The 25,441-nt window shown below is 31.1% G+C and carries 37 protein-coding genes and 5 pseudogenes; 31 read left to right on the top strand and 11 right to left on the bottom strand.

Features of this window, described 5'->3' with window-relative positions; translation table 11 throughout:
• Positions 1 to 103: 103 nt before the first annotated feature.
• Complete coding sequence (locus tag NMU03_RS07335) at positions 104 to 721, bottom strand: hypothetical protein (protein WP_290141979.1); 618 nt, start codon at positions 719 to 721, stop codon at positions 104 to 106.
• A 133-nt stretch (positions 722 to 854) separates the two neighbouring features.
• On the opposite strand from NMU03_RS07335, the gene NMU03_RS07340 reads away from it, so the two are divergent.
• Both NMU03_RS07340 and NMU03_RS07345 read left to right on the top strand, forming a co-directional pair.
• Positions 855 to 1,409, top strand: a complete 555-nt coding sequence (locus NMU03_RS07340) for an ECF transporter S component (RefSeq protein WP_290141980.1) — start codon at positions 855 to 857, stop codon at positions 1,407 to 1,409.
• Complete coding sequence (locus NMU03_RS07345; protein ID WP_290141981.1) at positions 1,378 to 1,800, top strand: DUF1893 domain-containing protein; 423 nt, start codon at positions 1,378 to 1,380, stop codon at positions 1,798 to 1,800. Before NMU03_RS07340 ends, NMU03_RS07345 begins: the two co-directional genes overlap by 32 nt.
• A 21-nt stretch (positions 1,801 to 1,821) precedes the next feature.
• On the opposite strand, the gene NMU03_RS07350 is transcribed toward NMU03_RS07345, so the two are convergent.
• Positions 1,822 to 2,283, bottom strand: a complete 462-nt coding sequence (locus NMU03_RS07350; RefSeq protein WP_290141983.1) for a GNAT family N-acetyltransferase — start codon at positions 2,281 to 2,283, stop codon at positions 1,822 to 1,824.
• A gap of 94 nt (positions 2,284 to 2,377) precedes the next feature.
• Here NMU03_RS07350 and NMU03_RS07355 point away from each other — a divergent pair, with 94 nt between their 5' ends.
• The gene (locus tag NMU03_RS07355; protein WP_290141984.1) at positions 2,378 to 2,998 is read left to right on the top strand and encodes a sugar-binding domain-containing protein; all 621 of its coding nucleotides are present in this window, start codon (positions 2,378 to 2,380) and stop codon (positions 2,996 to 2,998) included.
• A gap of 128 nt (positions 2,999 to 3,126) precedes the next feature.
• On the top strand, positions 3,127 to 4,026 hold the full coding sequence (locus tag NMU03_RS07360) for a glycoside hydrolase family 2 TIM barrel-domain containing protein (RefSeq protein WP_290141985.1): 900 nt from the start codon (positions 3,127 to 3,129) through the stop codon (positions 4,024 to 4,026).
• Positions 4,027 to 4,039: 13 nt separating this feature from the next.
• Here the strand turns inward: NMU03_RS07360 and NMU03_RS07365 are convergent, their stop codons facing one another.
• Positions 4,040 to 4,492, bottom strand: coding sequence for a GNAT family N-acetyltransferase (locus NMU03_RS07365; protein WP_290141986.1), 453 nt, complete (start codon positions 4,490 to 4,492; stop codon positions 4,040 to 4,042).
• A gap of 95 nt (positions 4,493 to 4,587) precedes the next feature.
• Here NMU03_RS07365 and NMU03_RS07370 point away from each other — a divergent pair, with 95 nt between their 5' ends.
• Positions 4,588 to 5,154, top strand: coding sequence for a GNAT family N-acetyltransferase (locus tag NMU03_RS07370; RefSeq protein WP_290141987.1), 567 nt, complete (start codon positions 4,588 to 4,590; stop codon positions 5,152 to 5,154).
• Between the two features lie 14 nt (positions 5,155 to 5,168).
• Here NMU03_RS07370 and NMU03_RS07375 read toward each other — a convergent pair whose 3' ends face one another.
• The 3 genes from NMU03_RS07375 to NMU03_RS07385 are packed head-to-tail and all read right to left on the bottom strand — an operon-like array spanning position 5,169 to position 6,493.
• Positions 5,169 to 5,462, bottom strand: coding sequence for a nucleoside/nucleotide kinase family protein (locus NMU03_RS07375; protein ID WP_290141989.1), 294 nt, complete (start codon positions 5,460 to 5,462; stop codon positions 5,169 to 5,171).
• Positions 5,459 to 5,902 (bottom strand): nucleoside/nucleotide kinase family protein, encoded by a 444-nt coding sequence (locus NMU03_RS07380; RefSeq protein ID WP_290141990.1) that lies wholly within the window; start codon positions 5,900 to 5,902, stop codon positions 5,459 to 5,461. Before NMU03_RS07380 ends, NMU03_RS07375 begins: the two co-directional genes overlap by 4 nt.
• Positions 5,903 to 5,911: 9 nt before the next feature.
• Positions 5,912 to 6,493: a hypothetical protein gene (locus NMU03_RS07385; RefSeq protein WP_290141991.1), complete on the bottom strand. Its 582-nt coding sequence runs from the start codon at positions 6,491 to 6,493 to the stop codon at positions 5,912 to 5,914.
• Positions 6,494 to 6,579: 86 nt separating this feature from the next.
• On the opposite strand from NMU03_RS07385, the gene NMU03_RS07390 reads away from it, so the two are divergent.
• The 17 genes and pseudogenes from NMU03_RS07390 (at position 6,580) to NMU03_RS07470 (ending at position 16,349) form a co-directional block, all read left to right on the top strand.
• Complete coding sequence (locus tag NMU03_RS07390) at positions 6,580 to 7,176, top strand: SOS response-associated peptidase (RefSeq protein WP_290141992.1); 597 nt, start codon at positions 6,580 to 6,582, stop codon at positions 7,174 to 7,176.
• Between the two features lie 61 nt (positions 7,177 to 7,237).
• Positions 7,238 to 7,702 (top strand): thioredoxin-dependent thiol peroxidase, encoded by a 465-nt coding sequence (bcp, locus tag NMU03_RS07395; protein WP_290141993.1) that lies wholly within the window; start codon positions 7,238 to 7,240, stop codon positions 7,700 to 7,702.
• Between the two features lie 97 nt (positions 7,703 to 7,799).
• A pseudogene (locus NMU03_RS07400) lies at positions 7,800 to 8,113 on the top strand (HAD hydrolase family protein).
• Positions 8,110 to 8,571 (top strand): HAD-IIB family hydrolase, encoded by a 462-nt coding sequence (locus NMU03_RS07405; RefSeq protein ID WP_290141994.1) that lies wholly within the window; start codon positions 8,110 to 8,112, stop codon positions 8,569 to 8,571. The pseudogene NMU03_RS07400 and the gene NMU03_RS07405 overlap by 4 nt, the downstream one beginning before the upstream one ends.
• 61 nt (positions 8,572 to 8,632) lie before the next feature.
• Entirely contained in the window at positions 8,633 to 8,824 is a 192-nt protein-coding gene (locus NMU03_RS07410) for a MurR/RpiR family transcriptional regulator (RefSeq protein ID WP_290141995.1), read from the top strand.
• Between the two features lie 131 nt (positions 8,825 to 8,955).
• A complete protein-coding gene (locus NMU03_RS07415; protein WP_290141996.1) occupies positions 8,956 to 9,300 on the top strand; it encodes an SIS domain-containing protein in 345 nt (114 codons plus the stop codon).
• A gap of 292 nt (positions 9,301 to 9,592) precedes the next feature.
• A complete protein-coding gene (locus NMU03_RS07420; protein ID WP_290141998.1) occupies positions 9,593 to 9,922 on the top strand; it encodes a PTS sugar transporter subunit IIB in 330 nt (109 codons plus the stop codon).
• Positions 9,915 to 11,396: pseudogene (locus tag NMU03_RS07425) on the top strand (family 1 glycosylhydrolase). Before NMU03_RS07420 ends, NMU03_RS07425 begins: the two are co-directional and overlap by 8 nt.
• A gap of 30 nt (positions 11,397 to 11,426) precedes the next feature.
• Positions 11,427 to 11,609, top strand: a pseudogene (locus tag NMU03_RS07430) (TIGR04076 family protein); the annotation flags it as partial.
• A 193-nt stretch (positions 11,610 to 11,802) separates the two neighbouring features.
• Positions 11,803 to 12,069 carry a DUF2624 domain-containing protein gene (locus NMU03_RS07435; RefSeq protein WP_290141999.1) on the top strand — a complete coding sequence of 89 codons (267 nt, stop codon included), beginning with the start codon at positions 11,803 to 11,805 and terminating at the stop codon, positions 12,067 to 12,069.
• A 90-nt stretch (positions 12,070 to 12,159) separates the two neighbouring features.
• Complete coding sequence (locus NMU03_RS07440; protein ID WP_290142000.1) at positions 12,160 to 12,444, top strand: MurR/RpiR family transcriptional regulator; 285 nt, start codon at positions 12,160 to 12,162, stop codon at positions 12,442 to 12,444.
• Complete coding sequence (locus NMU03_RS07445) at positions 12,444 to 13,055, top strand: MurR/RpiR family transcriptional regulator (RefSeq protein WP_290142001.1); 612 nt, start codon at positions 12,444 to 12,446, stop codon at positions 13,053 to 13,055. Before NMU03_RS07440 ends, NMU03_RS07445 begins: the two co-directional genes overlap by 1 nt.
• Positions 13,056 to 13,162: 107 nt before the next feature.
• Positions 13,163 to 13,651: pseudogene (locus NMU03_RS07450) on the top strand (family 1 glycosylhydrolase); the annotation flags it as partial.
• Between the two features lie 22 nt (positions 13,652 to 13,673).
• Complete coding sequence (locus NMU03_RS07455; RefSeq protein WP_353956690.1) at positions 13,674 to 14,291, top strand: AEC family transporter; 618 nt, start codon at positions 13,674 to 13,676, stop codon at positions 14,289 to 14,291.
• Positions 14,292 to 14,373: 82 nt separating this feature from the next.
• Complete coding sequence (locus NMU03_RS07460; protein ID WP_290142003.1) at positions 14,374 to 14,904, top strand: HAD hydrolase family protein; 531 nt, start codon at positions 14,374 to 14,376, stop codon at positions 14,902 to 14,904.
• Complete coding sequence (locus NMU03_RS07465) at positions 14,868 to 15,191, top strand: HAD hydrolase family protein (protein WP_290142004.1); 324 nt, start codon at positions 14,868 to 14,870, stop codon at positions 15,189 to 15,191. Before NMU03_RS07460 ends, NMU03_RS07465 begins: the two co-directional genes overlap by 37 nt.
• Before the next feature lie 45 nt (positions 15,192 to 15,236).
• The gene (locus NMU03_RS07470; RefSeq protein WP_290142005.1) at positions 15,237 to 16,349 is read left to right on the top strand and encodes an alkaline phosphatase family protein; all 1,113 of its coding nucleotides are present in this window, start codon (positions 15,237 to 15,239) and stop codon (positions 16,347 to 16,349) included.
• 12 nt (positions 16,350 to 16,361) lie between these two features.
• On the opposite strand, the gene NMU03_RS07475 is transcribed toward NMU03_RS07470, so the two are convergent.
• A complete protein-coding gene (locus NMU03_RS07475) occupies positions 16,362 to 17,177 on the bottom strand; it encodes an MBL fold metallo-hydrolase (RefSeq protein WP_290142006.1) in 816 nt (271 codons plus the stop codon).
• A 123-nt stretch (positions 17,178 to 17,300) separates the two neighbouring features.
• On the opposite strand from NMU03_RS07475, the gene NMU03_RS07480 reads away from it, so the two are divergent.
• The 4 genes and pseudogenes from NMU03_RS07480 (at position 17,301) to NMU03_RS07495 (ending at position 20,130) form a co-directional block, all read left to right on the top strand.
• Positions 17,301 to 18,101, top strand: coding sequence for a Cof-type HAD-IIB family hydrolase (locus NMU03_RS07480; RefSeq protein ID WP_290142007.1), 801 nt, complete (start codon positions 17,301 to 17,303; stop codon positions 18,099 to 18,101).
• 11 nt (positions 18,102 to 18,112) lie between these two features.
• Positions 18,113 to 18,943, top strand: a complete 831-nt coding sequence (locus tag NMU03_RS07485; protein ID WP_290142009.1) for an alpha/beta hydrolase — start codon at positions 18,113 to 18,115, stop codon at positions 18,941 to 18,943.
• A 93-nt stretch (positions 18,944 to 19,036) separates the two neighbouring features.
• A pseudogene (locus tag NMU03_RS07490) lies at positions 19,037 to 19,780 on the top strand (aldo/keto reductase); the annotation flags it as partial.
• Positions 19,781 to 20,040: 260 nt separating this feature from the next.
• Entirely contained in the window at positions 20,041 to 20,130 is a 90-nt protein-coding gene (locus NMU03_RS07495) for a hypothetical protein (protein ID WP_290142298.1), read from the top strand.
• 166 nt (positions 20,131 to 20,296) lie between these two features.
• On the opposite strand, the gene tnpC is transcribed toward NMU03_RS07495, so the two are convergent.
• From tnpC to tnpA, 4 genes are all read right to left on the bottom strand, one after another.
• Positions 20,297 to 21,625, bottom strand: a complete 1,329-nt coding sequence (gene tnpC / locus NMU03_RS07500; RefSeq protein ID WP_290142010.1) for an IS66 family transposase — start codon at positions 21,623 to 21,625, stop codon at positions 20,297 to 20,299.
• A 52-nt stretch (positions 21,626 to 21,677) separates the two neighbouring features.
• A complete protein-coding gene (locus NMU03_RS07505; RefSeq protein WP_290142011.1) occupies positions 21,678 to 21,878 on the bottom strand; it encodes a hypothetical protein in 201 nt (66 codons plus the stop codon).
• Positions 21,879 to 21,944: 66 nt separating this feature from the next.
• Positions 21,945 to 22,292, bottom strand: coding sequence for an IS66 family insertion sequence element accessory protein TnpB (tnpB, locus tag NMU03_RS07510; RefSeq protein ID WP_290140619.1), 348 nt, complete (start codon positions 22,290 to 22,292; stop codon positions 21,945 to 21,947).
• Complete coding sequence (gene tnpA, locus NMU03_RS07515; RefSeq protein ID WP_290142012.1) at positions 22,289 to 22,552, bottom strand: IS66 family insertion sequence element accessory protein TnpA; 264 nt, start codon at positions 22,550 to 22,552, stop codon at positions 22,289 to 22,291. Before tnpA ends, tnpB begins: the two co-directional genes overlap by 4 nt.
• Before the next feature lie 491 nt (positions 22,553 to 23,043).
• On the opposite strand from tnpA, the gene NMU03_RS07520 reads away from it, so the two are divergent.
• The 5 genes from NMU03_RS07520 (at position 23,044) to NMU03_RS07540 (ending at position 25,410) form a co-directional block, all read left to right on the top strand.
• The gene (locus tag NMU03_RS07520) at positions 23,044 to 23,745 is read left to right on the top strand and encodes a gamma-glutamyl-gamma-aminobutyrate hydrolase family protein (RefSeq protein WP_290142013.1); all 702 of its coding nucleotides are present in this window, start codon (positions 23,044 to 23,046) and stop codon (positions 23,743 to 23,745) included.
• 83 nt (positions 23,746 to 23,828) lie between these two features.
• On the top strand, positions 23,829 to 24,224 hold the full coding sequence (locus tag NMU03_RS07525; protein WP_290142014.1) for a cupin domain-containing protein: 396 nt from the start codon (positions 23,829 to 23,831) through the stop codon (positions 24,222 to 24,224).
• A gap of 115 nt (positions 24,225 to 24,339) precedes the next feature.
• A complete protein-coding gene (locus tag NMU03_RS07530) occupies positions 24,340 to 24,870 on the top strand; it encodes a MerR family transcriptional regulator (RefSeq protein ID WP_290142015.1) in 531 nt (176 codons plus the stop codon).
• A gap of 24 nt (positions 24,871 to 24,894) precedes the next feature.
• Positions 24,895 to 25,023, top strand: coding sequence for a flavodoxin family protein (locus NMU03_RS07535; RefSeq protein ID WP_290142016.1), 129 nt, complete (start codon positions 24,895 to 24,897; stop codon positions 25,021 to 25,023).
• A 6-nt stretch (positions 25,024 to 25,029) separates the two neighbouring features.
• Complete coding sequence (locus tag NMU03_RS07540) at positions 25,030 to 25,410, top strand: flavodoxin (protein ID WP_290142017.1); 381 nt, start codon at positions 25,030 to 25,032, stop codon at positions 25,408 to 25,410.
• Positions 25,411 to 25,441 lie beyond the last annotated feature (31 nt).

The following is a 25,441-nucleotide window of genomic DNA, read 5'->3' on the forward strand; positions in this document are numbered from 1 at the left end:
AATTATGATATGAATCAAGCAATTCATGAAGCTGTTGATTTTTTAAAAACGAATAGTTTTCAAACATATATTAAAGATCAAAAAAAGCGAAAATTTTTCGCTTTTAATTTAATAAAATACTTTGATAATATTGTTTGGTTTTTTGATCAAAAGCTTGATTGATTTTTTCTTGTTCCTCAAAAATATTAACATTTGTTTCATTAACAAGTTCTTCAATGCTTTTTCCTTCAGCTTTCACATTGACAGTAGAAATTTGCACATCACTAAATTGGACTGAAAGCTGGTTCAAGAGAAGATTAATGCCTTCATGAGCCTCATCTTGATGATAATGAATGACATCATCTAAAATACGTAAAATCATATGAGTAGCAGGATAATCTTTATCCAAAACAACGAAGGCACCAAGGGCTTGTTCTTGATTTAAAGAAAATAAATTCGATTGGCGTGATAAGTCCATTTTTTCTACAAAATAGAGTGGACTATAAAAGGTTTTAGGCTCTGGTTTTGTTGAAACAGGGTGCTCACTACCAACTTGGATACAAAGGACTTCTTTATACAATGAAAAAATAATATTATCATTGTAAGCAGGTGTCACTGTCTTTAATTCCTCTATGCCTTGTGATAGAGTAGAATACATCTTTTCATCGTATTGCATTTTTTCAATATAATTTTGAATATCTTCTTGATGGATGTCATCAAGATACTGACAAAGTCTTTTCATAACCTCACCTCTTTCATGGAGTATAGCATAAATCAAGCGAATAGAAAAGAAATCTTAAAGAAATTTAAAAAATAATAGTTGACTTTAAACCCTACTTTAGCGTTATGATAGAATAGTATAAGGAGGAATTTTCATGAAAACAAAAAAATTAACATTTGGCGCAATGTGTTTAGCTTTATCTTTATTATTGCCACAAGTCTTTCATATGATTGGTATGCAACAGGCGGGTTCTATCTTCTTGCCTATGCATTTGCCTGTTTTTATCGGTGGGATGTTGTTAGGTCCTATCTATGGTTTATTTTTAGGTATCTTTGCACCATTGACAAGTTTTGTTGTGACAGGGATGCCTGCAGCTGATCGTGTTTTATTTATGATGAGTGAATTAGCAACTTATGGAATGGTTAGTGGTCTATTATTTCATCAGTTCCATTTTTCTAAACAGAAATTCGGTTCATTGTCTGCCCTTGTCATTGCGATGATTGCCGGAAGAGTGATTTATGGTATTGTGATTTCAATCGCAACTTATCTCTTTGGGATTCCACTTGGAGGTATACCAGCTGTCATCACTGCTACTACAACAGGGATTCCAGGCATTATCATTCAATTAATCTTTGTACCAACAATTGTCATGGCAATTGTTAAGGGAGGATACTTTGATGAAGTTGTCACAGCTACAAATAAAGCTTAATGAAGAAAAGCTATCATTGATTGCTGATAGAAAGGGTAACATCTATACATCTAAGTTACATGGCATTGGACCAATCATCAATCCAATGAAAGAGGATATGAATTATTTTCAGAATGCTATGGTGGTTGATAAAGTAATAGGCAAAGCCACAGCCATGTTATTGATTTTATCAAAAGTTCAATACATCTATGCCTATGTTTTAAGTGAAAAAGCAAAAGAAATACTTGATTATTATCAGATTGATTATGACTATGAAACATTGGTACCTTATATCATCAACCGAACAAAAGATGGGATGTGCCCAATGGAAAAGACAGTTTATGATATGACAGATTTAAATGAAGCCTATCAGGCATTATTATCTAAACAACAGGAATTAATAAAACAATAAAAACATCCAGTAAGGATGTTTTTATATTAAATCTTTTTTCATGTAAATGACATCATTCATGGGATTATCATAATAAGCATCAATTTCATAAAACCCAAGCTGATGATAAAGATGGATTGCACTTTTTAAGGGTTCAATAGTATCTAAAACCATTTCCTGATAGCCATCTTGCTTGGCGAGAATGAGCAATCTTTGAATCAGTTCATAACCAATCTTATGAGCACGATATTCTTTTTTCACAAACAGTCTTTTCATTTCACATCGTGTATCACTATGTTTATGTAAAGCAATACAACCGATTGCCTGATGATTATCAAATGCCATAATGATATGTCCATAAGGTGGTAAATATTTATGTGATAAATCATTGAGTTCTTGTTGAATATCTTGAAATTTTAAATCACGATTTAATTCTTGCATATATTCTTGAATTAAATCAATCATTTCATCTAAATGTTCTTGAGTATCTTGTTTATAAATCATGGCTTTCACTCCTTCATTAAAAGTAATTATACTACAAAAAAGATTTTGATTAAAGGCAATCTATTATATAATAGAATTTAAGGAGTTGTATAACGTGAAAAAGAAATATCATTATCCTCGTCCACAATTATATCGAGAAAGTTTTCAATTATTAGATGGGACATGGCTTTTGAATCATCAACTTATTCAAGTGCCTTATCCCCCTCAAGCACCTTTATCGCAGTATCAAGGAGAAATTGGGGAACATCACCATTATGAAAAGACTTTTATTTTAGATAAGCAGATGTCGGGCAAAGAAAAAAGTGTTCATTTACATTTTGGAGCTGTTGATCAAATTGCGAAAGTTTATATGAATCATCAATGTGTCGGTGAACATCAAGGAGGTTATTTGCCATTTTGGTTTGATATTACAGCTTTTATTCAAGAAGGAGAGAATCTTTTAGAAGTCGAAGTAACAGACCAATTATCGACTCTTTATCCTTATGGAAAGCAAAAGAAAAAATCCGGGGGCATGTGGTATACACCCGTTTCAGGAATATGGCAAAGTGTCTGGCTTGAAGCTGTGAATAAGCATTATATCCAAGATCTAAGAATCACACCAACTTTAGAAAAAATACATCTTCATGTTGAAACAATGGCATCAAGCTATCAGGTCAAAATCAAAGGTGATACATTCTTTTTCAGGATACATTTGATCAAAAAGATATTGATATAGAAATACCTGAAGAATATCGTCATTATTGGAGTGAAGATAATCCTTATTTATATAAGTTAATAATTGATACAGATGATGATCATATTGAAAGCTATTTTGCTTTACGTACCATTGAAATTAAAAATGAAATGATTTTATTGAATCAAAAACCAATATTTTTACACGGTGTTTTAGATCAAGGTTATTTCCATGATGGACTCTTTCTGCCATCAGATATGGATGGGTATGAAAAAGATATTATAAAAATGAAAGAACTTGGTTTTAATTGTATTAGAAAACATATCAAAATAGAACCTGAAGCGTTTTATTATGCCTGTGATTGTTTAGGTATGTTAGTCATTCAAGATCATGTTAATAATGGTAAATATCATTATATAGGAGATACTGTTTTACCTAATTTAGGTTTTAAATATCGCCCTGACTTTATGATGGGAAAACAAGTACAAAAATATATTTTTCAAAAGCATATGATGGAAACATTAAAACATCTTTATAATCATCCTTGTATTATTGGTTATACTATCTTTAATGAAGGATGGGGACAGATTCAGGCTGATGAAATGTATCAAAAATGTAAAGACTATGATTCTACTCGTTTCTATGATGCTACGTCAGGATGGTTTCATCAAAAATTAAGTAATGTACAAAGTGAACATGTTTATTTTAGAAATAAAATCATAAAAAACAAACAAAAAAGACCTGTTTTGTTAAGTGAATGTGGTGGTTATACAAGAGCTATTAAAGATCATGTTTATGCAAAGAAACAATATGGTTATGGAAAAGCTCAAAGTGAAAAAGAATTAACCAATCGTATTATTAAATTATATGAAGAAATGGTGATTCCATCTATTCCTTATGGTTTATGTGGTTGTATTTATACACAATTATCAGATATTGAAGATGAAATTAATGGTTTATATACTTATGATCGCCAAATCTGTAAAGTCAATAAAGAGCGTTTATTAGAGATTCAAAAAAAGATTCATCAAGAATTTAACTTGATTCATGCAAAAAAGATTGTTGAATAACCCCAACAATCTTTTATAATTTTTGTTCCATCATGATTTTTAATGGTGTCATACCACAGCTTTCATAGAATTTCATAGCTGATTCATTTAAACACCAGACATTTAATGTAATATGATAGAAGTTATTTTGTTTTGCATAGTCTACGACATATTGATATAACTGTTTACCAATATGTTGACCACGACTTGTTTCATCTACACATAGATCATCAATATATAAAGTTTTCTTTTGTGGATAAAGTTCCTGATAAATACAAAAGGCATATCCTAATATTTGATGTTCTTCATTTTCATAGACAAAGATTGGTCTTTTTTCATCTTTGATGACTTTTAAAAGTTCTTCATCATTGTATTTTTTACCACCATGTGAAAATAAATCTGGTCTTCCATCCGCATGGACATTATTCACTTGATATAATAAATGATTAATTCCGTCTAAATCATATGTATTGGCTTCTCTAATCATTTCAAATTCCCCTTTTTTCTATTATATAGAAAAAGCAGATGTGATGGTAGTCAAAATGTGTTATAATGAATTCAATTTTTAAAGGAGGATTGCTTATGAAACACATTGGAACGAAAAATATTGAAACATCACGTCTATTGTTAAGAAGATTTCAAAGTGATGACGTCGATGATATGTTTGAAAATTGGGCAAACGATGAAGCTGTGACATATTTTCTCACATGGCCACCACATCAAAATAAAGAAGTGACACGTCAAATCATACAAGATTGGATTCAACAATATGAAAAATTAGATAATTATAACTGGGCAATTGTTTTAAAAGACAATCAAAAAGTCATTGGAAGTATTGCAGTGACTGAACAAAATGAAAAAGCACAGTTGGCTCAAATTGGCTATTGTTTATCAAGAACCTATTGGCATCAAGGAATCATGAGTGAAGCCTTAAATGCAGTGATTGATTTTCTATTCAATCAGGTTGAATTTGAATGTATTCAAGCTCGTCACGCTGCCAATAATCTTCATTCTGGTGGTGTGATGAAAAAATGTGGTATGACATATGAAGGCACATTAAGACATTCCGATTGGAATAATCAAGGAGTCTGTGATATCTGTTATTATTCAATATTAAGAAGTGAATATATCAAAAAAGAAGTTCTATGATGCATAAAACTTCTTTATTTTTGTTGATAAAGATAATCATGATAGTATAAATGAATATTGGCAGGTAAGGAATGTTCTAAAACTCTTTTGACATTGACACCATCAGAGTTTTGATAAAATTGTTTGGCTTGATGATATGGTGTACCACCCATCATTTTTCTTTCAATTAAATGTTTTTCTAATTCTTTGATTTGCGCACTGATAAAAACAGTATCATCAAATAAAAGATGAATATCTTGCCATAGTGGCTCATCTAATAAAAGATAATTTCCTTCAATCAAGACAATATCCTGATTGACATAAATCATATCTTCTTCAGGATTATGTAAAACACGATTATAAAAAGGAAAATAGGTGTTTTGGAATTGAACTTCTTTGATTTTTGGATGAGTTTTTCAACATCAAATGTTTCTGGGCAACCTTTCACATCTTTCATACAGATTGTTTTTCCATCTCTTTCAATAAAATGAGTATCAAGATAATTTTGATAACGATGAAAACCATCCATACCAATCGTTTGAATAGGGGTTAAAGTTGAATCTTGATGAGAAAGATATTCTAAAAATAATGATAGTGTTGATTTTCCCGCTCCTGGAGGAGCAGCTAATAAGACAAGTAAGCGTGATTGTTTTTCTTTTTGCATCTGTGTCCATCTTTGTAATAGAGGAATAAAGATGTCATTGATGTTTTGTTCGTGGTACTTTACAGTGATGGGATGCCCATTGACTTGTAAATGATATGTTTTCATAAAGACTCCTTAAGGTAATATGATTTTTCTTCTTTTTTTAGAGCATGTTTTTTCAAAGATTAATGATTGTAAATTCATTTTAATTAATACTTGTTTATCAAAAGATATATGTGTCAAATGTTGAGAGATAATATCAAAACAGTAGAGTTTTGTAAGAGTATTAATAAAAATATATTGATAAAAATCATGGGGAATATCTTTTTCAATCAGGAATTGTTTTAAATCTTCTTGGGTTAAATTATGACAATGAGAGAATATATAAAGCCCATTATGTAAATAACGCTCATAGTTTTTAGCTTTGTTGAGTTTACGATTAATCGCATCATCTATCTTTTCATAAACAAATGATAAATCTTGTTGATAATGGTCAAAAGGTGTTAAATCTAATGACATATAGAGAGGTTTTTTCTTATCTTGAACAGCTTCTTCAGGTGTTAAGGCTTGTGTAACTTCTATACCATATTGAATGGAAGGAATACGCAAATCTGGACGATCAGATTGCATAATGTCATCTTCATCAATTGAAAAAAATAGACAAAGCGTTAAAGCTGCATATTTTTCAAAATAATTTTTACTATACGTTTCTCTCATAAATAAGCTCTCTTTCCATGATTTTCTATACTTATTATCTCATAATCTAGAAAAGAAGAAAACAAGAAAAGAGAAGATATGTTATAATGGAAGAAAGTGGTAAAGGTGGTGAAATCATGTGTGGGAGATTTTATATCATGCGACAAATTTATCTTGTTTTAAAAGATATGGGCATTGATGTTAAACCTGAACAGATTCTTTTGGGAGATTGTTTTCCTAAACAAAAGATTCCAGTGATTGTGATGGAAAAAGGACAATATGTTGTGAAGAATATGCAATGGGGATATCATTTCCCTTATGATTCAAGGCTTGTGATTAATGCCAGAAGTGAAACGTTATTAGAAAAGAAGATGTTTCAAAAAGATATGAAAGTAAGACGTTGTCTCATTTTTGCAAGAGGTTTTTATGAGTGGGATCATCAAAAGCATATGCTGTCTTTTGAAAATGAAGATGATTCTATCATGATGATGGCTGGACTTTATAATGAAAATAAAGAAGTTGTCATTATTACCAAACAAGCCAATGATGTGATGCGACCGATTCATTCACGTATGCCCGTTATTATCAAACCAGAACATATGCATCAATGGTTTGATATGACTTCTTCATATTTTTATTTTGATGCCATAGAGAGTGCAATTAAAATAGTGAATGGATCCCATCAGCTTTCTTTATTTGGTTAGGAGCATCTTTATACAAAAAATATTTATTTTTGATATAATAAACAAAAAGGAGTGAGTCATTATGTTAGAAACAGGTTTAAAAGCCCCAGATTTTACATTATTGAATCAAGATGGAGAAAGTGTATCTTTAAGTCAATATCTTGGTCAAAAAGTGATTTTATATTTTTACCCTAAAGATAATACACCAGGTTGTAGTCAACAAGCTTGTGGTTTTGCCCAGCTTTATCCACAGTTTCAAGAAAAAGGTGCAATTATTTTAGGTGTCAGTAAAGATAGTGTGAAATCACATAAAAAATTCCAAGAAAAATATCAGTTACCTTTTACTCTTTTATCTGATCCAGAATTAGAAGTGATACAGGCTTATGATGTTTGGAAAGAAAAGAATATGTATGGTAAAAAGGTGATGGGTGTTGTCAGAACAACTTACCTTATTAATGAAGAAGGCATGATTGAAAAAGCCTATACAAAGGTGAAAGCCGCTAAAAATCCAGTTGATATGTTGGAAGTTTTAAACACGTCTTTATAGATGTGTTTTTTATATATAGACTAGAAACAATATGTGTTTTTCTTTATAATAAATGATATAGGGGGAAAAAGAAATGATTCAATTAATTGCGACAGATATGGATGGAACTTTTTTAAATTCAGAGAAAAAGTTTGATAAGGAATTTATAGATTTATTTTATAGAATGAAGGAAAAAAGATTAAATTTGTGATTGCCAGTGGTAATCAATATTATCGCTTATATCAAAAGTTTTTACCTTTAAGTGAACAGATGTATTTTATTGCTGAAAATGGTAGCTATATTGCTAAAGGCACAACAGAACTTTATTGCAATGTGATTCATAGTCAAAATGTGAAGAAAGTCTTAGAAATATTATCTCAATTTGAAGATATATTTAGTATTTTGGCAGGGAAAAAGGGGCTTATGCCTTGAAAGATTTCTTTGATTTCAAGGACGAGGTAAAAAAATATTATTGTGCTTATTCTTTTGTGAATAGTTTTGAAGATGTGCAAGATGAAATTATGAAAATAGCGATTTTTGATATGAAACATCAGGCTAAGCAACTCGAAGAAAAAATCAAAGATCAGTTACCAGAACATTTAAAGATTGTCACATCAGGGAATGAATGGGTGGATATTCAAAACAGTGATGCACATAAAGGTGTCGGGATTCAATTCTTACAGGCTGTTTATGATATTGAACCTGACGAGTGCGTGGCTTTTGGTGATCAGATGAATGATTATGAAATGTTTAAGCAGGTCAAATATGGCTATGCTATGTCAAATGCTGTTCAAGAGATTAAAGAGGTGGCTTATGAAGTCATTGGTTCTAATGATGAACAAGCTGTTTTAAAGAAAATTGAAGAAATTCTAGATAACGACGCCAAGTGATGAGGATGAAAAAGGTTGAGTTGTTGTTAAAGATGAGAGATTGTACATTGAGGATAACATCGTGAGTGAACAGATTATAGATAAACTTAATGAAAACTATCATTTAAGTGAAAATGATCGTGTGATTGCTTTATATATTCTTGAACATTTAGAAGAGATTCCACATCTTTCATCATGTGAATTTGCGAAAAGGACTTATACAAGTGCCACAATAATTATTCGTTTTATTAAAAAACTAGGTTATAAGAATTAAATCATTTTAAATATAATATTGTTTCAATGATGAAAAATATGAATGTTAAACAATATGATATTTTATCAGATGAAGATATTTTAACACTATCCAATAAACTTCATATGATTGAATAGGAAAGTATTTCACAAATGAAAGATATGTTGAATCTTGATGAGTTTCAAGAGTTTGTACAAACTTTATCCCAATCTCAATATATTGATATTTATGCGCATGATGCCAATGCGAAGATTGCACAATATGGAGGACATTTATTAAGTAATACAGGGAAATTTGTACAGATTTATCAAGATACAGAATTACAAATTAACCATTCATTAAATGTTTCTAAGGAACATGTGATTATCATTATCAGTAAACATTTAAAAAATATTTATTTATTAGATATTGCGAAAACTTTATCCAGAAGGCATATCCCTTTTACAGTCATTACGGGTTATGAAAAAATGCCTTATCTCAATATACATCATCAGTGATTCATACACCATTTCATCCAACATCTCAAAACCTAATAAAATTATTTTTTATACATCATTAAAATATATTTTTGATATGATTTATATTGTTTTATTTTCTAAATCTTATGTAAAGATTTTAAAATATGAAGAATTGTATAATCAAATTTTCTTTAAGAATCTGTAAAAATGTTACAGGTTTTTTGTGTTTTTATAGGCATTTGGTTGACAATGTACCTGAAAACATCCAAGCTATTGATTTCTATAATGAAAGAGGTTATATTAGAATTATCAAAAGAAGGAGGAATGAAAAATGATTAGAATTTTATTAGCGTGTGCAGGAGGTATGTCAACAAGTTTGTTGATGAATAAGATGAAAGATGAAGCCGATAAGAGAGGTATTGAAGTGAGTGTGGATGCTGTGGGTGAAAAAACAATCGGTGATCATTTAGGAGAATTTGATGTCTTATTATTAGGTCCACAAGTGAGATATGTTTTAAAAAATGTGCAAGATGTGGTTGGTGACAATGCACCATTGGATGTGATAGATATGCGTGATTATGGAACAATGAATGGTGCAAAAGTTCTAGATAAAGCTTTAAAAATGTATGAAGAATTCTACAATAAAAAAGTAGGTGAATAAGAAGGTATTACCTAAAGATTTCTTATGGGGTGGTACGACAGCTACTCACCAGTTTGAGGGTGGTTATGTTGCTGATGGAAAAGGATTATGTAGCGCAGACATTGTTACAAATGGTGATGGTAGAGCCAATATTCAAAGACGTGTGACTTATACTTTAACAGATGGAACAAAGGGTTCATAGACAGTTTTTCCTTATCGTGATTTGCCAGATGGTGCGATTTTAGAGATTCATGATGATGAATTTTATTCAACACATGAAGCCAGTGATTTCTATCATCACTACAAAGAAGATATTGCTTTAATGGCTGAGATGGGATTTAAATGTTATCGTATGTCAATCAACTGGGTAAGAATCTTACCTAAGGGTGATGATAAAGAACCTAACGAGACAGGTTTAAAATTTTATGATCAGGTGTTTGATGAATGTTTAAAATATGGGATTGAACCTGTTGTGACATTAATGTACTTTGAAACACCAATCTCTTTAATTAATCGTTATGGGGCTTGGCTTGATAAAAGATGTGTGGATGCTTTTGTGCATTACTGTGAAATTGTTTTTAACAGATACAAAGATAAAGTGAAGTATTGGATGACTTTTAATGAAATCAATAATATGGAAATCTTATCCCTTTATGCTGGGGGATTATTAAAAAATGATGATCAGTCTAAAGCCACAGGCACATATCATCAATTTATTGCTAGTGCCTTAGCTGTTCAAAAAGCTGATGAAATCAATCCTTATATGAAAGTGGGAATGATGATTGCTTATACAGCTGCTTATGCTTTGACTTGTCATCCTCGTGATGAATTAGAATTAATGAAAGATAATCATATCAGACATTTCTATTGTGATGTGCAATGTCGAGGACATTATCCAAACTATAAATTAAAAGAATATGAAAGAAAAGGGATTGTTTTACCTGTTTTAGAAGGTGATCAGGAAATCTTAAAAGCAAGAACTGTGGATTACATTGGTTTTAGTTATTATTCAAGTTCTTGTGTCAGTGGTGATGAGAATCAGGAAACAACATCTGGAAATATGACAACTTCTGTTTTAAATCCTTATTTAAAAACAAGTGAATGCGGATGGCTTGTAGATCCTGTTGGTTTAAGAATTGCTTTAAATCAATTATATGAAAGATATGAATTACCTTTATTTATTGTTGAAAATGGTTTAGGAGCTATTGATACTTTTGAAGATGGTGTAATTCATGATTCTTATCGTATTGATTATTTAAAAGAACATATCATCGAAATGAAAAAAGCCGTTGAAGAAGATGGTGTGGATTTAATGGGTTATACCCCTTGGGGATGTATTGATATCATTTCAGCAGGAACGGGAGAGATGAGAAAAAGATATGGTTTTGTTTATGTGGATAAAGATGATAAAGGACATGGGACATTAAATCGTTATCGTAAAGATTCATTCTATTGGTATCAAAAAGTCATTCAATCTCAAGGGGAAGATTTATAATAATAAAGAGAAAATGGTAAAGATGATTTCTGGCATATGTTGGATGGCAAATTTTGTAGTGAAGCATGGGATTGTGTGAGTCGTTATATTTATGCTGGATTGCAAGGTGGTTCCATCATGAAAGGCTGGATGAAAGAAGAAAATGAGATGATTGCCTGTTGTAATGATGGCACACGACCAGTTATCTTTAAAATTGAAAGAATTGATGAATAATAAGTGAAAAAGATTCTGTTGATTTGCAGAGCCTTTTTGAAATTTTGTTTTTAATGAAATTTTGTATCTAAAATTATAAAAATTCTAAAAATAATGGTTATGTTTTCATAATACGAAAAGGAAATATTATTGTTTTGATAGAAAACATATAAAAAAAGATTATAATATACTTAATAAAAAGGAGGTTGGTTATATGTTTAGTCTTTTTGATATTAATCATCATTTACAAAAATTAACGTTCAAGAGAATAAAACAAATGTGTACACATAATCAGACAGATATTGATGATAATAACTTGAAAGTTATTTTAAGAATTATTAAAGATAATCCACATGCTGTAATTGATGAAGATTATCACCCATTGTTATTGGTAGAGATTAGTAAAGAAACCAACCTAGAGGTTTCCAAACGATTTAAGCCAATATTAGAAAATTATATAATGCATGAAATTAAGGAATAAAGCTCAGAAAATAAATTCTGGGCTTTTCTTTGTGAATGTATCAAAACTATGTTAAAATGCAGAAAATGCTAAAGATAAGAATGAATAAAAATGTTAATCATAGAAAAACTTCATATGAAAGATAAAATGAGTGGGGGAGAGGAAAGCATTGCTGATTTTATTTTAACTCTAGGTAAAAGTTTAGCTAAGTATTCAACAAGAAATATTGCAGAAGCAACTTATACTTCTCTAGCTACTGTTGTGCGCTTATGCAAGAAATTAGATTTTAAAGGTTTTGAGGATTTTAAGGAACAGTTTTTAAAAGAAATAGATTATTTGGATCATCAATATGGTAAGATTGATGTCAATTTCCTTTTACTTCGCAAGATAATATGATGAAAGCTGCGAATAAAATATCACAATTATATGAAGATACGATTAAAGATAGTATGCAATTATTACACCATGACGATTTACAAAAAGCCTTAAGATTAATCAAATATAGTCAATCTATTCATATGTTCTCATTTGGGACATCATTAAATTTAGCTGAGTCTTTTCGTGAAAGAATGTTGAAGATTGGCAAAAATGTCATTATTTCTAATAATATGAATTATCAGTTATATGAAGTGAATTGTATTCCTCAAGGAGATATTGCGATTTTGATTTCTTATTCAGGGGAAACAAAGAAGATTTTACAGATTGCTAGAACGTGTCAGGAAAGAAAAATACCAATGATTGCCATCTCATCATTTGGTGAAAATGCTTTATCTCAAATGGCAACTTGTAAACTTGTCATGTCAACAAAAGAAAGTTTGTTTCAAAACTTAGGAGATTTTAGTACACATTTATCTGTTCATTTGATTTTAGATATTTTGTATGCGACTTATTTCTTGATGGATTATGATGATAATTATGAAAAGAAATTAAAAAATACAACACATTTAGAAAGTAAAAGACATTCTGATAATCCAATTATTATGGATCATGAAACACCGTTTCAGTAAATAAGCTTAAAAAGATATGTCAACAAGTAACACTGTTGAAACACAATTGACAAATATAGATATGAATCCTCTTTGCGTGTATAGAAACGTGCAAGGAGGTTTTTTATATGAAGATAAGAGAAGATTTCTTATGGGGAGGAGCAACTGCTGCTAATCAGTATGAAGGTGCTTACTTTGAAGATGGTAAAGGTCTAAGCATCGCAGATGTTGAAATGGGTTCTAGACATGGTGTGCCTAGAGAAATTCATGACCATGTCCATGAGGACTGTTACTATCCAAGTCATGAAGGTGTTGATTTCTATCATCACTATAAAGAGGACATTGCCTTATTTGCCAAGATGGGATTCAAGTGCTTTAGAATGTCCATCAACTGGCCAAGAATCTTTCCTCATGGTGATGAAGAATGTCCAAATGAAGAAGGACTCGCTTTCTATGATAAGGTCTTTGATGAACTGTTGAAACATAACATTCAGCCAGTCGTCACAATTCCTCACTATGAAACACTATTATATCTCGTTCAGAATTATGGATCATGGCGTAATCGTCAGTTGATTGATTTCTTTGAAAGATACTGTGAAGTCATCTTCAAAAGATACCACAAATTTAACAATGCCTTGTATGATTGTGGCATCAGTGATGACTTCCAACACAACATCTTTAGCATTGTTTGATATTATCAAAGCAGCAATGATTCTGGTTTTATTATTACCAGTAGTGGCTTATTTATGTGTGCGTTTCTTGCCTATATCACTTAAGGGATTGTATATGTTTATGATTATGTTCCCAAATGTTGGTTTTATGGGATTTCCATTAATGCAGGTGCTTTTTGGAAATAAAGCGATTTTAAGTACAGCCATCATTAATATGGGATTTAATTTATCTTTATTTACTTTAGGTGTTTTGGTTATGAACTATGTTCAAGGCGATGGGTATCAATTCAATTATAAGAGTTTATTATCACCTGGTGTCCTTGCCTCTTTGGCAGCGATTTTGATTTATATTTTCAAGATACCTTTTCCTGAAGTGATTACCAATCCACTTATCTTCATGTGTATTCAGGATGTAATGATACAGGGGATTGCATTGATCATTTTAGCAATGCCAGTTGCGAATGGGGCTGTCTTATTTGCAAAGAACTATCATCAAGATGAGTTTCTCGCAGCCAAAACAGTTTTTATATCTACATTTATGTCCATTGTGACAATACCGATACTTGTATATTTATTGTTAGTATAGAACAGAACATTGAGGTGTTCTGTTTTTAAATCTTGCTTTTTCATTGAATCATTGTAAAATAAAGGATAAAAGAGAGGTTGTTATGGAAAAGATAGAATTAATCGCAATGGATATGGATGGTACATTACTAACAAGTCATCAAAAAATATTACCTTATACAAAAGAAGTTTTAATGAATCTACAAAAACAAGGCGTTTCATTAGTACTTGCAAGTGGGAGAGATATTGAAAGTTTAGCGTTTTATGGAAAACAACTAGAAATAGAAAAGTATCCTCAAAGTGGATATATTGTTTTGAATGGTTTAGAAATCTACAATTCTCAAAAAGAATGTTTATATAAAGGAAAAAGATTGAATAAAGATGATGTTTATATTTTAAATGCATTAGCTAAAAAATATATGTTTGATATGGTTATCTTTTTTGAAAAATGTCTTTATATTTTAACATATGGAAAAACAGGAATTATGGAAAATCATTTTATTGATCGTGATAAATATGGCATTGATGATGTAAACAAAATACCTGATGATTTGTATCAAAGTGTAAAAAAGTTGCATTTATTCAAAGTGCAACAGTTATGGATAAGGTTTTACCAATTATTCAACTGGATATGAAATCACGTTTTGAAATCTGTCGTGTTGAAAGAGATTGGGTAGAAGTCAATCCTGCCATGGCTTCTAAAGGGAAGGCTTTGATGGAGTTATCCACAATAAAGAATATTCCTTTAAGTCATATGATAGCTTTTGGTAATGGTGAAAATGATATTGAAATGTTGAAAGTGGCAGGAAAAGGTGTTGCGATGGAAAACTCTTTTGCAACAGTTAAAAGCGCTGGGGACGATGTTTGTTTAGATAATGAACATGATGGAATTGGTGTTTATTTAGAAAATTTAAAAGTATAACTTGAGTGTTAGTTTTTGATAATACAAGTGATAAGGAGAAAAATAATGATAGTTAAAAATGATTACAACGAGTGTTTAACGAATCTTGCCTGCTCTATTAGAAAATATTTTGGTTTAGATTATAAACATCATACTTTAAGTTATATTAATAATCTATTGGATGAATATAAACCTAAAAATGTAGTGACTATTTTATGTGATGGAATGGGTTCAAATATTCTAGAGAGAACACTCAATGAACAGTCATTTTTTATCAGGAATAGATTAAAATCAATAACTACAGTATTTCCAGCAACAACTGTCGCTGCTACAACTTCTATGATGACAGGATTGAACCCAGTTGAAAGTGGTATGTTAGGCTGGGATATGTATTTTAAAGATATAGATAAAACAATTACGACTTTTTTTGGTATTGAAAAAGGTGATCTTTATCGTATCCCATTAAAAGAAGCTATAGATTTTACAAATAAGCATATGAAAAGAAAGACTATCATGGATGAAATCAATGAAAAGGGCATTGATAAAGGATATACGTTATTTCCATTTGGTCCTCGTCATTATAGTAATTTGGATGATATGTTAAGAATTATAGAAAAGAGATGTAAAGAAAAAGGAAAGAAATATATTTATGCGTATGATACTGAACCAGATAGCACGATGCATAAAACTGGATGTGATTCAAAGAAATCAAAGAGATTAATTATTGAACGAAACAATAAGATTGAACAGTTGTGTGAACGATTAGATGATACAATTGTTTTTGTTGTGGCAGATCATGGACATAAGAATGTAGTTAATATAGATTTGAAGAAATATCCTGATGTTGTGGATTGTCTGATGAGAAATACTTCGTTAGAGCCTAGAGCGGTTAATTTTTTTATCAAAGATCATAAAAAAGAGGAATTTGAAAAGTTATTTGCAAAATATTTTTCAAAAGACTTTGATTTACATACAAAAGATGAAGTTATTTCATCACAATTATTTGGTGATGGTGAAGAAAATGAAATTTTTAGAGATTCTTTAGGAGATTATTTAGCAATCGCAAAAACTGATAAGACTTTACTATACATCGGAAGTGAAGTGTTGAAGTCACAACATGCTGGTCATACCGATGATGAAATATATGTACCATTAATTGTAATAAATAAATGCAAATAAAAAATCAATGAGTTAACTTTCATTGATTTTTTTAAGTTCAATTATATCTAAATCGTATGGTACCCAAATATTTCCTTGGAAATAATTTTGCCCTTCTTGTATATATAGTGATTGACGATTTTCAATATTGTGATCTTCTGTATGATATAAAATAAGATTTTGAATATTTAAAGATTGAGCTAATTGACAAGCATCTTTAACTGTAGAATGATGTTTTTCATAAGGGTGAAAAATATCAACTTGACTATATAAACAAAAAGCTTCATGTAAGAGCCAAACACTATTTTCTACATATATCTGATTCTTGGGGTTATACGGTTCATCACCACAACATGTGATTTTTTGGTCATTTACTTGCATTGAAAAACCAAATTGTTTATCTTTGGTTGAATGAATATCAAAGAAAGTGACATCATGTCCAATAATAGAAAGTGTTTGACCATCTTCTACACTTATCATATGAATACGTTGATGCAACATTTGCGCCTGCTTTTTATTTAATACAAGTTTGACAATCTCTTCTATTGTTTCAATCAATTCTTGATGGGCATAAATACGGGCATCACCAACATAACTTCCTTGATTCATATATTGTGCAATCATACGAATCATCCAAATCACACCTAATAAATGATCAATATGTTTATGTGTTACAAAAATATCTTTGATATCCATCCAATTGATACGAGCTTTTTCAAGCTGTTGGAGGATTGTGTTTCCCCCACCACCATCTACTAAGAAATACTGATTATTTTCACTGAAAACAAAACAGGTATTATAACACTTTGTCACTAATGCATTGCCTGTTCCTAACATTGTCAGTTTCATGAAATTCCCTCCATTTCTTTTAGATTGTACAAAGAATAGAAAAGAGAATCAAGATATTTTCTTTGATTTTTATAGATTTAAAAACCGTGGTAATGTTATAATGATGCAAAGGAGTCGATACATATGAAAATGGTGGTTTTTGACATAGATGGGACATTAATCAATGCACAAAATGGAATGATGCAACCAGATGACAAAACAAAACAAGTTTTACGTTCTTTTCAACAACAGGGCAATAAAATTATTATTGCATCTGCAAGAGGTGAAATTCCAGAAGGATTAAGAGATGTTGATTTTGATGGGTATGTTTTAAGTGATGGGCATTATATTATTTATAATAATGAAATATTAGTTGATGATATGATGAGTGAGGCAGAAGTACAAAAGCAATTAGACGTTTATCAAAAATATCATGGACGAGCCATGTTTTATGGACATGATGATGAATGGTGTGATTGTTTAGATGATGAACTTGTGATTAAACATCGTGTCATGTTTCAAGGAAACAATCAAAGACCAGTTGGTGTCAATGAAAAATATCAGGCGAGTGATGTTCATGCAATGAGTTGTTGTGTTTTGTTTGATACAGTTGATGAGTTATGGGGTGCGTATCATGAACTCAAAGAGGATATGACCTTGGTTGTTTATGATACGGGGTTAATACGTATGGATGTTTATCATAAAGGATTTCATAAAGGTACAGGTTGTCAATATTTGTTTCAAAAATTAGGCATTGATAGACAAGATACCTATGCATTTGGTGATGGTGTGAATGATTATGAAATGTTTAAATTGGTTGGACATGGTATTGCAATGTCAAATGCAGTGGAATCATTAAAAGAAATCGCTGAATATGTGACGGATGATGTTGAACATCAGGGAATTGTCAAAGCATTTCAAAAATATTTTGATATGAAAGAATAGGAGGAGAAGTTATGGCATTAGTACAAGTGGATTTTGTATCACAAAAATTAAAACGCACAGTGACAATTAACGCAATTATTCCAGTTGATAAAGAAAGTGGAAAAAGAAAAGAAAAGTTTAAAACATTATATTTATTACATGGTATTTTTGGGAACTATACAGATTGGGTATGTGGAACACGTATTCAAAGATGGGCACAAGATCATGATTTGGCAGTCATCATGCCTTCAGGAGAAAATAAATTCTATGTAGATAATGACAATTCGCATGAATATTTTTCGCAATTTATTGGTGAAGAATTGATTGAAGTGACACGAGCCATGTTTCCATTATCACATCAAAGAGAAGATACATTTATTGCCGGTTTATCTATGGGTGGATATGGAGCTTTAACAAATGGTTTGAAATATCATCAGACTTTTGGCTATATTGCAGCTTTATCATCTGCCTTAATGATCGATACTTTTGTAGAAGCAAAAGATGGAAAAGATGTGCCTTATATGATGAAAAGAAGTTATTTAACTTCTGTTTTTGGTGATTTAACAAAGCTCAAAGGAAGTGATAAAGATTATAAGGCATTAATAGAAAAACTGGATGTCAAAGATGTACCAGCTATTTATATGGCATGTGGAACAGAAGATGCATTATTAACACAAAATAGAGATTATCGTGATTTCTTAAAAGCACATCATATCCCTTTGACTTATGAAGAAGGACCAGGAGGACATGAATGGGATTTCTGGGATCGATATATTAAACGTGTTTTAGAGTGGTTACCAATTAATGAAAAGAATGAAGGATTAAGCAGTGGTCATGTTGAAATGGATGAGAGAAAGGGTTAACCTTTCTTTTTCTTGACCTTAAGTTGGCTTTAAGGTGTATAATAGAAAAGAATAGGAGGAGAAATTATGGCTAAGAAATTAGGGTTTGGGTTAATGAGATTACCATCACTTGATGAAAATGATCCTTCAAAGATTGATATTGAACAAGTGAAAAAGATGGTAGATATTTTTATTGAAAATGGCTTTACTTATTTTGATACAGCTTGGATGTATTGTGGTTTCAATAGCGAAAATGCTGCAAGAGAAGCATTGGTTAATCGTTATCCAAGAGATGCTTATACACTTGCGACAAAATTACATTCAGGTTTTATTAAATTTGAAAGTGATCGTGACCGTGTTTTTAATGAACAGTTAAAGAAAACGGGTGTAGAATATTTTGATTATTATTTACTTCATGATATTAATGCACATAGTATTGAAACATATAATGATTTAGATTGTTTTGAATGGCTAAAAGAGAAAAAAGCACAAGGCTTAGTCAAAACAATTGGTTTTTCATATCATGATGGTCCAGAACTATTGGATCAGGTTTTAACTGAACATCCTGAATTTGAGTTTGTTCAATTACAAATTAACTATTTAGATTGGGATAGCATTGGTGTACAATCTCGTAAATGTTATGAAGTGGCAACAAAACATCATAAACCTGTCATTGTAATGGAACCAGTGAAAGGTGGAACACTTGCGAAAGTCCCTGAAACAGTGGAAAAGATGTATAAAGACTATGCTCCAGATATGTCTGTTCCTTCATGGGCCATTCGTTTTGCGGCAAGCTTGGATAATGTCATGATGGTGTTAAGTGGAATGTCTAATATTGCACAATTAGAAGATAATATTGGCTATATGAAAGATATGAAACCAATGAATGACGAAGAATATGCATTGGTCAAAAAAGCAGTTGACGCTATCAATTCCACAATTGCAATTCCATGTACTGGATGTTCATATTGTACAGATGGTTGTCCAATGGGTATAGCAATTCCTAAATATTTCTCATTATATAATGCAGATTTGCAGGAAGTAGAAGAAAAAAATGGACACCACAAGGAGAATATTATAACAATCTTACAAAAACATTTGGTAAAGCAAGCGAGTGTATTGGTTGTGGTCAATGTGAAAGTGTCTGTCCACAACATTTACCAATTATTGAAGATTTACAAAAAGTAGCTAAACATTTTGAAAAATAAAAAAATCGAGAGTCTTTTTGATTCTCTATTTTTTCATTTCATCTTAAATAACGAATAATATCTGTAAGCGTCAAATAATAAAGCCCTATAAATAATGCTGAAGAAACACTATAATAGGACTGTAATTATTTATTGGATTTCATTTAACGACTAAAAGATCGTATTTCTACGATTTTTTAGTCAGATATATGTTTTCTGGTAATGATTTTGACCATGGCACGATCTTTTCTAGTTCCTTGTCATCATTAATATCTATTTCAGTTAATGCTGTTAAAAGATATTCAAAATAATCATATGGCTTGAGATTATTAAGTTTTGCTGTTTCAAGGAGCGAATAGATTGCTGCACTTGCTTCTGCTCCTTTAACTGTGTTTGAAAACAGCCAGTTGCGACGACCTACGCAGAATGGACGAATTGAATTTTCTGCTCTATTGTTGGATATTTCAATACGACCTTCTTCAAGATACAATCTTAAGTTTTCTTCCTGGTTGATGCTGTATGTTAAGGCTTGGCTGAGTTTGGTCTTTTCAACTGCTACTTTTGCACATTCCTTGACATCCTTGAAGAAATCATCAATGATTGGCTTTGCTTCTTTTTGCCTTGTGTCTTTGATCTCTTCATAGCTTTTGCCTTTTAATTTCTTTTCAAGCGTAAAAAGCTTATTGATCTTATGAAGAAGTCTGTAACTTGCAGTACCTTTTAGATCTGTATCAGATGGTGCACCATCAAGTGCTTCTAAATACTTTCGACGACAATGTGCCCAGCATCCCATGTGTCGGATATCATCAAGTTTGTCATAGGCCTGATATCCATCTGTCTGAAGTATATTATGATATCCTTCAAGATGTTTCTTTGCATGTTCATGACCTCTTGTGTTTTCATAAATGAAATGAACAATTTGCTTGTCTTCACTTCGTCCTGTCTTGTATACCCACATATAGGATTTTGTTGTTGGTTTCTGGTCTGGAACATTCAAAACCTGATTTGTTGTTTCATCCGCATGCAGATATTCACTTTGAAGAAGTGTCTTATGCATATAATCAGTCATTCTTTTGAAATATTCATCATGAAGCTTGATCATCCAGTTGGCCATTGTCTGTCTTGATAGTTTCAATCCAATCTGATTGAACATCACTTCCTGTCTGTATAAAGGCAATGCCTTATTGAATTTATTATCAATAATATATGATAAAAGTGATGGTGATGCAAAACTCTTATAGATAACGGAAGCTTTCATATCTGCCTTGAATATTTTTGATTTTAATGAATCTTCCTCACATCTGTCACAGGTATAGACATATTGAACATGCTCAATAACTTCATACCTTGCAGGATAATAGACAAGTTCTTTTCTGATGTTTTCACCAATCTTTCTTAATGGCTCACCACAGTCAGGACAGTTCTTGTTTTCTAGATCATAAATCTTTGTTACAGCGGGTAATGATGAAATATCAATGCCACGTTTATTGTTTTTCTTTTTTCGTTTATATGTCACTTCTTCAAGTTTTGGTTCTGCTTTGATTGGAGTTGATTCAATTTCAATTTCATCAAAAGAGAAATCTGGTCAGGAAGAACAGTTTTTTCTGATGATGAACCAAAAGCTTCTTCTGCTGAAGTCTGATCTGCTGACTGTACCAGTTTAACTGTTCACTTAAAACATTGATCTCGTTATCCTGTCTTTTGATTCTTTCTTCAAGCATATTGATTTTTTTGATTAGTTCTTCCTGACTTAGATTTCTCAGATCCATTGTATAATTCACTCCATATCTTAATAATTCAACGAATAGTATTGTACCATACTTCAATATGAATTATTAGATGAGAAGCTGTTTTTCTTTGAATTTTTCTTCAAATTCAAGGCCTTCCAAAAGCCAGTTGAGCTGAGTGGAAGTTATTTTTCTTGTATTGGAATCATCATGTTCTTCAATCTTGAACCTGCCATGTTCAAGTCTTTTGATGAACAGCCAGAAACCATTGGATTCATAATAGAGTATCTTGATCCTGTTTCTGGCTTTGTTTGTAAAGATAAACAAACTATGATCAAGAACATTCATCTGAAACTGAAGATTCACGATCTGTGTCAAACCATCAATCGACTTTCGCATATCAACATAATGGCTTGAAACATATATATTCTTGATTTCATCGGTGTTAATGATCATTTTAATGCACCAATGACTTTATCAAGCAATGAAGAATCAAATTCAACAGTATGACCATCAATATTCATCGATACAAGAGCTGGCATGTCATCAATAACTCCAACAGGCAGAAAGATATCAGTAGAAACCGAATCCTTTTGAATCTTCCTTTTATTTTTATAGAAAGAGCTGAGAGCAAGATGATGTTTATCACAGTATTTATTAACAGTGAGTCCACTGTTCAGCTGATCATCAATGATCTTTTTCCAATCATATTTCATGTAGCCAAACCTCCTTTTCAATTGGTAGTTACATTTTATATGATTTGTTTTATAAATATCAGTGCTATTTCATTTGACGCTTACAATAGAATCTAAGTATGGCTAGATAAGTTTCCTAATTTTAGTAGGAGTTGTTTCATATGTGTTTTTCCTTGGTGCTCTTTTTATATATACAGAAAATTTTGATTTTTAAAGAAACTCTTTAGAAATTTTGTTGGTAAAGACATGAGAGTATAAACGATTGTTGAAAATGTATAGATAAAAAGTATTTTTCATCATTAACAAGCATTAAGGATTTTTATGAAGATTTTTTCTTATAGAAGTCATTTTTGATATTTTTCCATATAAAGAGTTATCGTTTCATGTCGTATATTTATGGTTAAAAAGTATTTTTTGTTATAAGGTGCAAAAAAGTAGCATAAAGTATATATAATAATTCATTTTTTGATATTATAATCAATATAGAATTATTGAAAAAGGAGATGTTGATATTGAAAAAAAGAATAGGAATAACATGTAGTGAAGAATTAAAAAATGATAAATATATCTTTTTTATTAATCAAGATTATGTAGAAGCAATAAAAAAGGCAGGTGGAGTGCCTATATTATTGCCTATTGTATCATCACAGGATATAGAGGAACAATTGGCGATGATAGATGGTTTAATGGTTATTGGAGGATGTGATGTCAATCCATTACTTTATAATCAAAATCCGTTACCACTGCTTGGAGAAACAGATTATCCAAGAGATCGTTATGAAATTTCCTTGATTCAAAAAGCAAGTCAAAAGAAAATACCGACTTTAGGTATTTGTCGAGGGATGCAAGTGATGAATGTTGCGTTTGGAGGTACATTATTTCAAGATTTATCTTACACGCCTCAAAAAACCTTTTTGCATATGCAAAAAGAAAGAAGGGAATGTGCAAGTCATTTGATTCATATAAGAGAGGAAAGTTTTTTATATTCTATTTTTAAGGAAAAAGCTTATGCGAATAGTTTTCATCATCAAGCTATTGATCAGTTAGGTGAAGGATTACAAACAATAGCTTTTAGTGAGGATCAAGTGATTGAAGCGATTGAACATGAATTTTTACCAATGTGGGGTATTCAATTTCATCCTGAAAGTATGAGTGCATCAGATCAGAAAATGCAGGAAATTTTTAATAAATTTGTAAAAAATATTAATGCTTAGAAAGCATAGTGTACAATGAAAAATAGGTATTAGATATTTTTAAAAGATGGATATATAATAAAGACAGAAAAGGAGGATGAAGTATGGAAGATGTGAAAACATTATTTCCCATTGGTGAAGAAAATATAGAATATGAAAAATTCTTTATAGGAAAAAGTTATTTGCAACCTTTAGCAAAGAGTTTACCAATCAGCAATGTGACTTTTGAACCAGGATGTCGTAACAATTGGCATATCCATCATAAAGGTGGACAGATTTTACTTGTAACAGATGGTAGAGGATGGTATCAAGAATGGGGACAACCAGCGAAAGAATTGAAACCAGGTGATACAGTTGATATTCCTCCAGAAGTGAAACATTGGCATGGAGCTGCAAAAGATAGCTGGTTTGCACATATCGCAATTGCTGTACCGGCTAAGGATACTTCTAATGAATGGTTAGAACCTGTCAGTGATGAAGAATACAATCAATTGAAATAGGCATGTAAAACTCTAAAGGGCATCTCTCTTTAGAGTTTTGATATTCATATTTTAAAAATATTTGACTTAAAGTTCACTTTAACTTTTATAATGAAATTGGAAAGGAGGAAAAAATATGTCATATTCTATTAGTCAAGTCGCAAAGATGATGGGTGTGACACCTTCAACTTTAAGATATTATGATCAAGAAGGGTTGCTACCACATATTAAAAGAGTGAATGGAATAAGATTTTTTGAAGATGAAGATTTTCGATGGTTGAGAGTTTTGAAATGTTTAAAAAATACGAATATGCCTATTAAAAAGATTAGAAAATATGTTGAATTAGCACAACAAGGTGATGAAACTTTAGAGGAAAGATACCAATTAATCTTAGAACAAAAACAAAACATTCTTCATCAAATTCAAGAATATCAATATTATCTTCAAGAGATTGAATATAAAGAATGGTATTATCAACAAGCCATTGCCATAGGAAGTGAAAATGATATTAAAAAACAAGTATCACATCAGGCCACTTTGGAAGTGGATCAAATACCAGAAAATCAAAAATTTTATAGCCAAGTAAAGGAGGGGTGCATGAATAAAAAATGGATAAGTGTAATTATAGTGTTAGTGTTAGCAGTGGCAGGAATTGGTTTTTTCTAGTTTTAAAGTCAACCTCAAGAAATCATGGAAACACCAACTATCAAAGAACCAATAACTTCTCATCAAAATCAAGAAGAAAAAGTAGCGATTGTTTATTTTTCAGCAACTGGCAATACCAAACAAGTGGCTGAGTATATTCAAGAAGCAACTTAGGGAACATTGATTGAAATTGTCCCCGAAGAACCTTATAGTGATGATGATTTAAATTATAGTAATGACCAAAGTCGTACATCTTTAGAACAGAATGATGAAACATCACGTCCTGGCATTGCTAATAGTATTGATGTCTCATCTTATGATACGATTTATCTTGGTTTTCCTATTTGGTGGAACGATGTTCCAAAAATTATTTTAACGTTTTTAGATGAATGTGATTTAAGTGGAAAGACACTTATTCCATTTTGTACATCAGGTGGAACGGATATGAGTGGTTGTGAAAAAGATTTAAGAAATAGCTATCCACAATATCAATGGAAAAAAGGAAAACGTTTGATAGGACATGAGGATGCTTCACAAATTCAAAATTGGATACTTGATTAATGAAAAACCATAAGATCAATGACTTTATGGT

Source organism: Allocoprobacillus halotolerans, assembly GCF_024399475.1.
Taxonomy (GTDB): domain Bacteria; phylum Bacillota_I; class Bacilli_A; order Erysipelotrichales; family Coprobacillaceae; genus Allocoprobacillus; species Allocoprobacillus halotolerans.

Bases quoted from the DNA above. Each gene is read 5' to 3' on its own strand.
- NMU03_RS07335 (WP_290141979.1), bottom strand. From the start codon at position 721: ATGAAAAGACTTTGTCAGTATCTTGATGACATCCATCAAGAAGATATT.
- NMU03_RS07340 (WP_290141980.1), top strand. From the start codon at position 855: ATGAAAACAAAAAAATTAACATTTGGCGCAATGTGTTTAGCTTTATCT.
- NMU03_RS07345 (WP_290141981.1), top strand. From the start codon at position 1,378: ATGAAGTTGTCACAGCTACAAATAAAGCTTAATGAAGAAAAGCTATCA.
- NMU03_RS07350 (WP_290141983.1), bottom strand. From the start codon at position 2,283: ATGATTTATAAACAAGATACTCAAGAACATTTAGATGAAATGATTGAT.
- NMU03_RS07360 (WP_290141985.1), top strand. From the start codon at position 3,127: ATGATTTTATTGAATCAAAAACCAATATTTTTACACGGTGTTTTAGAT.
- NMU03_RS07365 (WP_290141986.1), bottom strand. From the start codon at position 4,492: ATGATTAGAGAAGCCAATACATATGATTTAGACGGAATTAATCATTTA.
- NMU03_RS07370 (WP_290141987.1), top strand. From the start codon at position 4,588: ATGAAACACATTGGAACGAAAAATATTGAAACATCACGTCTATTGTTA.
- NMU03_RS07375 (WP_290141989.1), bottom strand. From the start codon at position 5,462: ATGATTTATGTCAATCAGGATATTGTCTTGATTGAAGGAAATTATCTT.
- NMU03_RS07380 (WP_290141990.1), bottom strand. From the start codon at position 5,902: ATGAAAACATATCATTTACAAGTCAATGGGCATCCCATCACTGTAAAG.
- NMU03_RS07385 (WP_290141991.1), bottom strand. From the start codon at position 6,493: ATGAGAGAAACGTATAGTAAAAATTATTTTGAAAAATATGCAGCTTTA.
- NMU03_RS07390 (WP_290141992.1), top strand. From the start codon at position 6,580: ATGGAAGAAAGTGGTAAAGGTGGTGAAATCATGTGTGGGAGATTTTAT.
- bcp (WP_290141993.1), top strand. From the start codon at position 7,238: ATGTTAGAAACAGGTTTAAAAGCCCCAGATTTTACATTATTGAATCAA.
- NMU03_RS07415 (WP_290141996.1), top strand. From the start codon at position 8,956: ATGAAAGATATGTTGAATCTTGATGAGTTTCAAGAGTTTGTACAAACT.
- NMU03_RS07420 (WP_290141998.1), top strand. From the start codon at position 9,593: ATGATTAGAATTTTATTAGCGTGTGCAGGAGGTATGTCAACAAGTTTG.
- NMU03_RS07435 (WP_290141999.1), top strand. From the start codon at position 11,803: ATGTTTAGTCTTTTTGATATTAATCATCATTTACAAAAATTAACGTTC.
- NMU03_RS07440 (WP_290142000.1), top strand. From the start codon at position 12,160: ATGTTAATCATAGAAAAACTTCATATGAAAGATAAAATGAGTGGGGGA.
- NMU03_RS07445 (WP_290142001.1), top strand. From the start codon at position 12,444: ATGAAAGCTGCGAATAAAATATCACAATTATATGAAGATACGATTAAA.
- NMU03_RS07455 (WP_353956690.1), top strand. From the start codon at position 13,674: ATGATTGTGGCATCAGTGATGACTTCCAACACAACATCTTTAGCATTG.
- NMU03_RS07460 (WP_290142003.1), top strand. From the start codon at position 14,374: ATGGAAAAGATAGAATTAATCGCAATGGATATGGATGGTACATTACTA.
- NMU03_RS07465 (WP_290142004.1), top strand. From the start codon at position 14,868: ATGGATAAGGTTTTACCAATTATTCAACTGGATATGAAATCACGTTTT.
- NMU03_RS07470 (WP_290142005.1), top strand. From the start codon at position 15,237: ATGATAGTTAAAAATGATTACAACGAGTGTTTAACGAATCTTGCCTGC.
- NMU03_RS07475 (WP_290142006.1), bottom strand. From the start codon at position 17,177: ATGAAACTGACAATGTTAGGAACAGGCAATGCATTAGTGACAAAGTGT.
- NMU03_RS07480 (WP_290142007.1), top strand. From the start codon at position 17,301: ATGAAAATGGTGGTTTTTGACATAGATGGGACATTAATCAATGCACAA.
- NMU03_RS07485 (WP_290142009.1), top strand. From the start codon at position 18,113: ATGGCATTAGTACAAGTGGATTTTGTATCACAAAAATTAAAACGCACA.
- NMU03_RS07505 (WP_290142011.1), bottom strand. From the start codon at position 21,878: ATGGATCTGAGAAATCTAAGTCAGGAAGAACTAATCAAAAAAATCAAT.
- tnpB (WP_290140619.1), bottom strand. From the start codon at position 22,292: ATGATCATTAACACCGATGAAATCAAGAATATATATGTTTCAAGCCAT.
- tnpA (WP_290142012.1), bottom strand. From the start codon at position 22,552: ATGAAATATGATTGGAAAAAGATCATTGATGATCAGCTGAACAGTGGA.
- NMU03_RS07525 (WP_290142014.1), top strand. From the start codon at position 23,829: ATGGAAGATGTGAAAACATTATTTCCCATTGGTGAAGAAAATATAGAA.
- NMU03_RS07530 (WP_290142015.1), top strand. From the start codon at position 24,340: ATGTCATATTCTATTAGTCAAGTCGCAAAGATGATGGGTGTGACACCT.
- NMU03_RS07535 (WP_290142016.1), top strand. From the start codon at position 24,895: ATGGAAACACCAACTATCAAAGAACCAATAACTTCTCATCAAAATCAA.